This window comes from Streptomyces albus subsp. chlorinus (assembly GCF_013302895.1).
GTDB classification, from domain to species: Bacteria; Actinomycetota; Actinomycetes; order Streptomycetales; family Streptomycetaceae; genus Streptomyces; species Streptomyces chlorinus.
In genome coordinates this window covers 701,085-709,086 of sequence record NZ_VJOK01000001.1, presented here as the reverse complement: position 1 = coordinate 709,086, position 8,002 = coordinate 701,085, and the positions used below count along the sequence as shown (strand labels likewise).

Genomic DNA, 8,002 nt, shown 5'->3' with positions numbered 1-8,002 from the left:
GGCCCCGGCACCTCCCTGCTGGCCCAGGCGGAGGAGCTGGTCCGCACCGCGTACGCGACCGACGCGCGCGTACGGGAGGCGACCGGCGCGCTGATCGACCGGCTCGGCCTCGGCCTCGCCGGGCTCGTCAACATCCTCAACCCCGACCGCATCGTGCTGGCGGGCCTCCACCGCGCCCTGGTGGAGGCCGACGGCGAGCGGCTGCGCGGCGTCGTCGCGGACCGCAGCCTGTGGGGGCGCAGCGGCAGCGTGCCCGTCCTGCCCAGCGCGCTGGAGCACAACTCCCTGGTCGGAGCCGCCGAACTGGCCTGGCAGCCCGTCCTCGACGACCCCATCGGCGTCCTGGGAGGCTAGGCCCATGCGCATCCGAGCGGGCTCCCCGCACGAACTGGGGCGACTCCAGGAGATCGAGCGGGCGGCGGGCCACTGGTTCCGCGACCTCGGCATGGACGAGATCGCCGACGACGAACCGCCCACCCTCGAGACACTGGCCGGCTTCGCCCGCGCGGGCGGCCTGTGGGTGGCCGTCCCCGAGACGGGCGGGGCCCCCGTCGCCTACGCCCTCGCCGAGCCGGTCGACGGCTGCCTCCACCTCGAACAGGTCTCCGTCCACCCCGACAGCGCGCGCCGCGGCATCGGCCGCGCCCTCATCGGGGAGCTGGCGGCCCGCGCGGCCGGCGACGGCCTGCCGGCCCTCACCCTCACCACCTTCCGCGACGTCCCCTGGAACGCGCCCTACTACCGGCGTCTGGGCTTCCGCACCCTCACCGACCGCGAACTGACCCCCGGACTGCGCCGCATCCGCGCCGGGGAGGCCGCGGCCGGTCTCGACCGCTGGCCCCGCGTGTGCATGCGCCGCGACCTGGGCGGGCCCGGCCGAGGGGCGTCCGGCACGGCGGAGCAGCCCGGCGGCGCCGGGGTACTTCCCGCGCGGTAGCGCGACGGCCGCCCGCGGTACGACGCCCCGGACCCCTCCCGGCCCGCACCCTCGGCGGAGGAAACACACCGTGCGGCGCCGCGAGCGCCGGAACCACTGCCGAGGAGCTGAGGACGATGGAACTGCTGGCGCACTGGCACGACGGCTCGGGACCCGGGCCCTGGGTGCTGCTCTTCCCGCTGGTGTGGGCGGCCGTGCTCGCGGGCGGCGTCCACCTGCTGCGCCGCCTCCGCCCGCGTGGCCGCCGCGGACCCTGGCAGCCGCACGCGGCGCACGGCCCGCACAGCCCGGTCGGACTGCTGGACCGGCGGTTCGCGCGGGGCGAGATCGACGAGGACGAGTACTGGCGCCGCGCCTCGGTGCTCCACGAGAGCGCCCGTGACCGGTACCGCGAGGCCGGGGGCGGCAAGCACTGAGCGGACCGCCAGCCGACTGCTCCCGGCCGCGCGTCGTCCGCGCGACCGGCGGCCGGGGCGGGACCCGAACGCCGGTGGATGCCGGCCCAGGGTTCCCGCCCCGCCGTGTGCTCAGTGGGCGGGGGCCGTCTCCACCTCGGCGGGCGGGGGCACGGCTGCCGGGGCGGCGTCGGCCGGCCGGTCCTGCGCGGTGGCCGGCCCGGCTCCGTCCGCCACCGCGCCCGGTGTCCGCGGTCCGGTGGAAGCCGCGGCGGGGCGGGGCGGCACCGGGAGGGAGAACCAGACGGTCTTCCCCGAACCGTCGTGCCGGGTACGCATTCCCCAGCTCTCACTGATCGCCGCCACCAGCGCGAGGCCCCGGCCGTTCGTGGACAGCCGCTCCCGCGCCGCGGTACCCCGCACCCGGGGCAGCCGCGGATCATGGTCGTGGACCAGGACCGTCAGCCGGTTCCACATGAACGACAGCTCGACCGTGCAGTGCTTGTCGGCGGGCGCGGGCCCCTCGTCGGGCACCGGCCCGTCGGTCTCCGCGTGCTGGTGCACATTGGTCAGCAGCTCCGTCAGGCCCAGGGCCGTGGCGTCGACGAGGGAGTCGAGGCGCCAGTAGCGCAGCTGCGCGGAGATGATCCTGCGGACCTGGCCGATCCGGGAGGGCAGCGCCTGGAACTCCATGGCGCAGTGCCGCCCCGGGGTGGTGTGCTTGCTCGTACTGCTCGGTGGACTGATCACAACTGTGACTCCCTGGGAAGGGCCTGCCCTGAGCAGGGCGAGGGCGGATCACATGTGACGTGCGCTACAGAGCCAGCATGAGAGTCGGTGGGCCGGGGCGCAAACGCGGAGCGACGAAGCGGTCACGGCGCGCGTCAGGTGCCGAGTACGCCCCGCTCGGCGGCCGCCTTGGCCCGGGCCGTCCGTACGGCCGACAGCAGCCCCTCGCGGTGTCCGAGACCGAGCCGCAGCCAGTAGCTCCTGCCGCGCAGGGTCGCGAGCGCCTGGTCGCGCAGTACGTAGCCGCTGATCCGCACTTCCTCGACCGGTGCGCTGTCGATCTCGCTGCCGTAGCTGGTCATCAGCACCAGCTCGCCGTCCCGCACCAGCACGTGGCCGGCCCGGGTGAGTGAGCGAAGCATCCGGCGTATCCCCACACCTGTCGCGTCGAACTCCGGCTCCGCCACAACACACCGCCTCCCACCGGATTCTTCCAGCCGGGGTACCCCCGAGCAGTGCCCGCACACCCCCGGGAAGCGCCACCCCCATGCCAGCAGGATGCCCGCGTCCGCGCCCGTCCACCAGCCCCCCTCTATGATCGGCTGCGTGAGCGCCACCGAACCCGCACCGCCCGTCCCCGGCCTCCCCACCCAGGACGTGGACCGCAGCGACACGGCGTACCGCGACTGGCTGAAAGAGGCGGTACGCAAGGTGCGGGCGGAGAGCGGCCGCAGTGCCGACACCCACCTCCTCTCCTTCCCGCTGCCCGAGGAGTGGGGCATCGACCTGTATCTGAAGGACGAGTCGACCCACCCCACCGGAAGCCTCAAGCACCGCCTGGCCCGGTCCCTCTTCCTCTACGCCCTGTGCAACGGATGGATCCGCCCCGGGCGGCCCGTCATCGAGGCGTCCAGCGGTTCCACGGCGGTGAGCGAGGCGTACTTCGCCAAGCTGATCGGGGTGCCGTTCATCGCGGTGATGCCCCGCACGACGAGCCGTGAGAAGACCCGGCTGATCGAGTTCCAGGGCGGCACCTGCCATCTGGTGGATGATCCGCGCACCGTCTACGAGGTCTCCGCACGCCTCGCCGCCGACAGCGGCGGCCACTTCATGGACCAGTTCACCTACGCCGAACGGGCCACCGACTGGCGCGGCAACAACAACATCGCCGAGTCCGTCTACCAGCAGCTCAGCAAGGAGAGGTATCCGGAACCGGCCTGGATCGTCGCCACGGCGGGCACCGGCGGCACCTCGGCGACGTTCGCCCGCTACATCCGCTACATGCAGTACGGCACCCGCCTGTGCGTGCCCGACCCGGAGAACTCCTGCTTCTTCGACGGCTGGCTGCGCGGCGACCCGGAGGCCACCAGCGCGGCCGGCTCCCGCATCGAGGGCATCGGCCGGCCGCGGATGGAGCCCAGCTTCGTGCCCGGCGCCATCGACCGGATGATGAAGGTCCCGGACGCGGCCAGCGTCGCCGCCGTCCGCGCGCTCGACCGCGTCCTGGGGCGCAAGGCGGGCGGCTCCACCGGCACCGGGCTGTGGAGCAGCCTCATGATCGTCGCCGAGATGCTGGCGCGCGGCGAGCGGGGCAGCGTCGTCACCCTGCTCTGCGATCCGGGGGACCGCTACCTGGACAAGTACTACGCCGACGCCTGGCTCGCCGAGCAGGGGCTCGACATCGGCCCCTACGCGCGCACCCTGGAGCGCTTCCTGGCGACGGGCGAGTGGATCTGAGCCGGCCCGAGCAGCGGGTGCCCCGTCCTGCGCGCGGACGGGGCGGATCCGGGAGCCCGCGCGGGCGGGCCGGGGCGCCGGGCGGCGCGCCTCAGGGGTTGAGCCTGCGCTCCAGCCGGCGCATCGCGTCCCGGAACGAGGCCGCGAGACCGGGCCTGCCCAGCCGGAACACCGCGCGCACCACCGGGGAGCCGTCCACCGCCATCGTCCAGCGCACCCGGGTGCCGCCGGCCGGTGAGGACGCCAGGTTCCAGTCCTCCATCATCGCCCGCACGCCCGGCGCGTTGGTGCGGTCGATCCGGTAGGCGTACCGCTCGGCGGGCAGCGCCGCCAGTACCGTCTCGTCGAAGAAGCCGCCCCCCTTGAGCCGGACGGCGCGGCCCTTGCCCCCTTCGGTGGGCCTCAGCTCGGTGACCGCGGTGAACCAGCACGGCCATGTCTCCAGCTCGTCGGCCAGCGCCGTGTAGACCCGTGCCGCCGTCGCCCCCACATCCGCCGTGAAGGAGAGCCTGAGCGGCGCGGTGTCGGCGAAGTCGAGTACGACGGGACGCAGTTGACGCGCCATGCTGACAACCCCCAGCAGTGTGCGAACGGGCGTGCGGAGCCCACCACCCTACCCGCGGCCCCCGCACCACCCTCCGAGCGCGCCCGCCTCCCCGCCGGGGGCGAGCGGTCAGAGAGCCTCCGCCTCGGCCACCTCACCGAGCCCGCGCTCCCCGCCCGGCTCCCGCTCACCGGCCACCACCAGCTCCGGCAGCCGCTCCCGGATCTCGGCACGGGCCTCGGCCGGCAGCCCGCCGTCCGTCACGAGCGTGTCCACCTCGTCCAGCGAGGCGAACGAACTCAGCCCCACCGTCCCCCACTTGGTGTGATCCGCGACGACGATCACCCGGCGCGCCGAGCCCACCAGATGCCGGTTGGTCTCGGCCTCCGCCAGGTTCGGCGTCGAGAGCCCCGCCTCCACCGATATGCCGTGCACGCCCAGGAAGAGCGCGTCGAAGTGCAGCGAGCGGATCGCCGCGTCCGCCACCGAACCCACCAGCGAGTCCGACGGTGTGCGCACCCCGCCCGTCAGCACCACCGTGGCCGCGTCCGGCCGGCTGCCCGCACCGGAACCCCCCGGCCGCTGCGCCGCGTGGAAGACGTCGGCGACCCGCACCGAGTTGGTGACCACCGTCAGGTTCGGCACCTCCAGCAGGTGCCGCGCCAGGGCGTAGGTGGTCGTGCCGCCCGAGAGGGCGATCGCGCTGCCGGGCTGCGCCATGGTCGCCGCGGCCCGCGCGATGTCCTCCTTCGCGGTCAGCTCCAGTGAGGACTTCGCCTCGAACCCCGGTTCATGGGTGCTCGCCTCGGCGACCGGCACCGCGCCGCCGTGGACCTTCTCCAGCGCCCCCTGCCGGGCCAGCGCGTCCAGGTCCCGCCGCACCGTCATGTCCGAAACGGACAGCTTCCGGGTCAGCTCGTTGACCCGCGCCCCGCCCCTGCGCCGCACCTCCTCCAGGATCAGCGCGCGCCGCTGCTCCGCGAGAAGGTTCTGGTTGTCGCTCACTCCACTTCTCCGTCCTTTCGTGACCGTGTGGTGAAGGCTGGGGGGAAGGCCGCTGGTCCGCTCATCCTGCCATGGGCGCAACGGGCGCGCCCATGGCAGGATTCGGCGCCGGACCCGGCCGGCTTCACCCGTGAGGGGCTGGCACCGGGGGCCGCCGGACGGGGATGCTGGTGTGGTAGCTGACACACCGTTTCGGGGGACTCGGGGGGAAGCACAGTGCCGTCAGACCGCATGGACCCGCCCAGGGACACCGACCCGGGCGGGGACAGGAAGACCGACCAGGACGGGGACCGGAACACCGGCCCGCACCGGAGCGCCGCGGCGGACACGCGCGAGGCCGCACCCGGCCTCGCGCTGGAGCTGCTCGTCCACGGCGTGGGGGGAACCACACCGGCCGAGATGCTCGGCGACCCGCGCACCGTGCGCGTCACCGGGGACAGCACGGCGGCCGTCCACCGCCGGGCCGACGACAAGGACGCCGAACAGCGTCCCCAGGACTACGCGGGCCGGCCCGTTCCGGAGGCGTACTGCTGGTCCAACCTGACCTCCGGCAACGGCGCACGCGCCCTGTGGCTGCTCCTGCTGCCGTTCATGGTGGCCAACCTCGCCCACTGGACCAGGCCCGCCTCCCGGGGACGCGACACCACGGTGCGGGCCCACGGACTGCTGGTGCGGCTGATCGCCCTGTCGCTGACCGTGCTGCTGGTCGCCGCGGCCTGCGAGGTCGCGCTCGACCTGGTGGCCTGGCAGTGCGGAGGGAGCAGCGAGTGCGCCGGGGACCGCTCGTGGCTCGCCTTCATGGCCCCGCCCGACGGTACCGGGCAGCCGGGCTGGTGGAGCCAGCCGGGCCGCAGGCTGGCGCTCGCCGCCCTGCTGCCCGTCGCCGTCACGGTGCTGCTGTGGTGGCTCTCGCACCGCACCTGGAGCGCCTACGAGTCGCAGCGTCCGCTGGAGGGCATCGTGCCCGAGGACGCCCCCGCCGCCGCCGGCCGCCCACCGCTGTCGCTGCCCGGTTTCTGGTACGGCAGGCGGCTGGTGGCCCGGCTGCGCGCCGCGCACACCGCCGCCGGGTTCCTCACCGTCGCCGCCGCGCTGACCGCCGCCGCGAGCCGCCACGACCGCAAACCCGGCGGCAGCGCGGCCCTGGACGCGCTGGGCTGGCTGCTGGAGGCGCTGCTGCTCGCCGGCGGCGTCTGGGTGCTCCACGTCGTCGCCCGCCGGGGCCGCAAGGAGAGCGAGCCGGACGACCGCGCCGACACCCTCGCCGTACGCGCCCTCCCCGGCGCCTCCGTCGCCGTCCTGCTGCTCGCCATGGTCCACGCCGGCTGGAGCCGTCCCGGATGGACCTCGGGCGGGGCCCTCCCGGGTGACGAGACGTTCGGCGTCCTGGCCGTGCTCCAGGGCACCCTCGTCGTCGTGCTGGGACTTTTGGGCCTGCTGCTGCACCGCACCACGCGTGTGCCCCGCACCGCACTGGCCGGGCTCGCCTCCGCGGCCGTGGCCATGCTCGCCTGCGCGCTGGGCGGCCTGCTGTCCGGCGGCGTCTCCCAGCGGGTGGGCGACTGGCTGGACGGGCCCGGGACACCCGGCGCCGGCGGCGGCCGCATCAGCGGTCCGCCCACCGTGCTCACCTGGCAGGCGTCGATCATCCCCGTCCTGCTCGCCCTCGTCGTGCTCCTGGGGTGCTGGTTCGTCCTCCGGATCTGGCGCGACGCGCGGCGGCTCACCGACGACGTGACAGCCGGCTACCCCGGCTGTCTGCCCGACGAGGGCCGCTCCCGCAGGATCGCCGCCGCCGTCGCCAGGGCCGGACTCACCGACGAGGCGCCCTGGCTGGTCGCGACCGTCGCCGTGGCCACCCTCGTGCTGGGCGGCGTGGCGGTCCTCGGCACGCTGCGGACCGGCCAGGTGCCCGGCGAGGCCACGGACGGCGCCCCCGCCGTCGTCGCCGGCTTCGCCGACACCGTGCAGGCCCTGGGCTCCTGGCTGGTCGGCCTCGGCTTCGTCCTGCTGCTGGCCTGCGGGCGCCGCGCCTACAAGGACCCCTCCGCCCGCCGCACCATCGGCATCCTGTGGGACGTGGGCACCTTCTGGCCCCGCAGCGCCCACCCCTTCGCCCCGCCCTGCTACGCGGAGCGCGCCGTGCCCGACCTGGCCTGGCGGATGGCGCTGTGGACCGACCGCAGGCCCGCCCGGCACCTGGTGATCTCGGGGCACTCGCAGGGCAGCGTCCTGGCGGCGGCGGCCGTCTGGCAGCTCGACCCGCGCACCCGCCGCCAGATCGCCCTGCTCACCTACGGCTCACCCCTCGAACGCCTCTACGGGCGCTGGTTCCCCGCCTACTTCGGGCCGGGGCCGCTCGGGGCGCTCCACAGCGAGCTGGAGTGCTGGCGCAACCTGTGGCGGCTGACCGACCCGATCGGCGGACCCATCAGGCCCGAGAGGGCGGACACCCCCGAGTCCGGCCCGCCCGAGGAGTGCCGGGGGGTGGACCGCGGCCCGCTCCTCGATCCCCTCGCCTACGGCCGCACCCGCGAGCAGCCCCTCCCGGAACCGATCCTGGCGCACGGCGACTACCAGGCCGACCCCGCCTTCGCACAGGAGCGGGCCGGACTGCTGACCCGGCTGCGCGAACCGGCCCCCGCGCCCGCCGGG

General features: G+C 75.0%; 8 protein-coding genes and 1 pseudogene. 5 read left to right on the top strand and 4 right to left on the bottom strand.

Going from position 1 to position 8,002, the window contains the following annotated elements; genetic code table 11:
• The 3 genes and pseudogenes from FM076_RS33315 to FM076_RS03265 all read left to right on the top strand — a co-directional run.
• Positions 1–354, top strand: a pseudogene (locus tag FM076_RS33315) (ROK family protein); the annotation flags it as partial.
• Positions 355–358: 4 nt separating this feature from the next.
• Complete coding sequence (locus FM076_RS03270) at positions 359–937, top strand: GNAT family N-acetyltransferase (protein ID WP_173868436.1); 579 nt, start codon at positions 359–361, stop codon at positions 935–937.
• Between the two features lie 116 nt (positions 938–1,053).
• Positions 1,054–1,353: an SHOCT domain-containing protein gene (locus FM076_RS03265; protein ID WP_173868435.1), complete on the top strand. Its 300-nt coding sequence runs from the start codon at positions 1,054–1,056 to the stop codon at positions 1,351–1,353.
• 111 nt (positions 1,354–1,464) lie between these two features.
• On the opposite strand, the gene FM076_RS03260 is transcribed toward FM076_RS03265, so the two are convergent.
• On the bottom strand, positions 1,465–2,025 hold the full coding sequence (locus tag FM076_RS03260) for an ATP-binding protein (RefSeq protein WP_173874479.1): 561 nt from the start codon (positions 2,023–2,025) through the stop codon (positions 1,465–1,467).
• A 191-nt stretch (positions 2,026–2,216) separates the two neighbouring features.
• Positions 2,217–2,528, bottom strand: coding sequence for a hypothetical protein (locus FM076_RS03255; protein WP_173868434.1), 312 nt, complete (start codon positions 2,526–2,528; stop codon positions 2,217–2,219).
• A 127-nt stretch (positions 2,529–2,655) separates the two neighbouring features.
• Here FM076_RS03255 and FM076_RS03250 point away from each other — a divergent pair, with 127 nt between their 5' ends.
• Positions 2,656–3,798 (top strand): PLP-dependent cysteine synthase family protein, encoded by a 1,143-nt coding sequence (locus tag FM076_RS03250; protein ID WP_173868433.1) that lies wholly within the window; start codon positions 2,656–2,658, stop codon positions 3,796–3,798.
• A 91-nt stretch (positions 3,799–3,889) separates the two neighbouring features.
• Here FM076_RS03250 and FM076_RS03245 read toward each other — a convergent pair whose 3' ends face one another.
• Positions 3,890–4,363, bottom strand: a complete 474-nt coding sequence (locus FM076_RS03245) for an SRPBCC family protein (RefSeq protein WP_173868432.1) — start codon at positions 4,361–4,363, stop codon at positions 3,890–3,892.
• Between the two features lie 108 nt (positions 4,364–4,471).
• On the bottom strand, positions 4,472–5,347 hold the full coding sequence (locus tag FM076_RS03240) for a DeoR family transcriptional regulator (RefSeq protein ID WP_173868431.1): 876 nt from the start codon (positions 5,345–5,347) through the stop codon (positions 4,472–4,474).
• A 231-nt stretch (positions 5,348–5,578) separates the two neighbouring features.
• On the opposite strand from FM076_RS03240, the gene FM076_RS03235 reads away from it, so the two are divergent.
• The coding region (locus FM076_RS03235; protein ID WP_243274286.1) for a hypothetical protein at positions 5,579–8,002 on the top strand (2,424 nt) is incomplete at its 3' end.

Bases quoted from the DNA above. Each gene is read 5' to 3' on its own strand.
- FM076_RS03245 (WP_173868432.1), bottom strand. From the start codon at position 4,363: ATGGCGCGTCAACTGCGTCCCGTCGTACTCGACTTCGCCGACACCGCG.
- FM076_RS03270 (WP_173868436.1), top strand. From the start codon at position 359: ATGCGCATCCGAGCGGGCTCCCCGCACGAACTGGGGCGACTCCAGGAG.
- FM076_RS03260 (WP_173874479.1), bottom strand. From the start codon at position 2,025: ATGGAGTTCCAGGCGCTGCCCTCCCGGATCGGCCAGGTCCGCAGGATC.
- FM076_RS03250 (WP_173868433.1), top strand. From the start codon at position 2,656: ATGATCGGCTGCGTGAGCGCCACCGAACCCGCACCGCCCGTCCCCGGC.
- FM076_RS03265 (WP_173868435.1), top strand. From the start codon at position 1,054: ATGGAACTGCTGGCGCACTGGCACGACGGCTCGGGACCCGGGCCCTGG.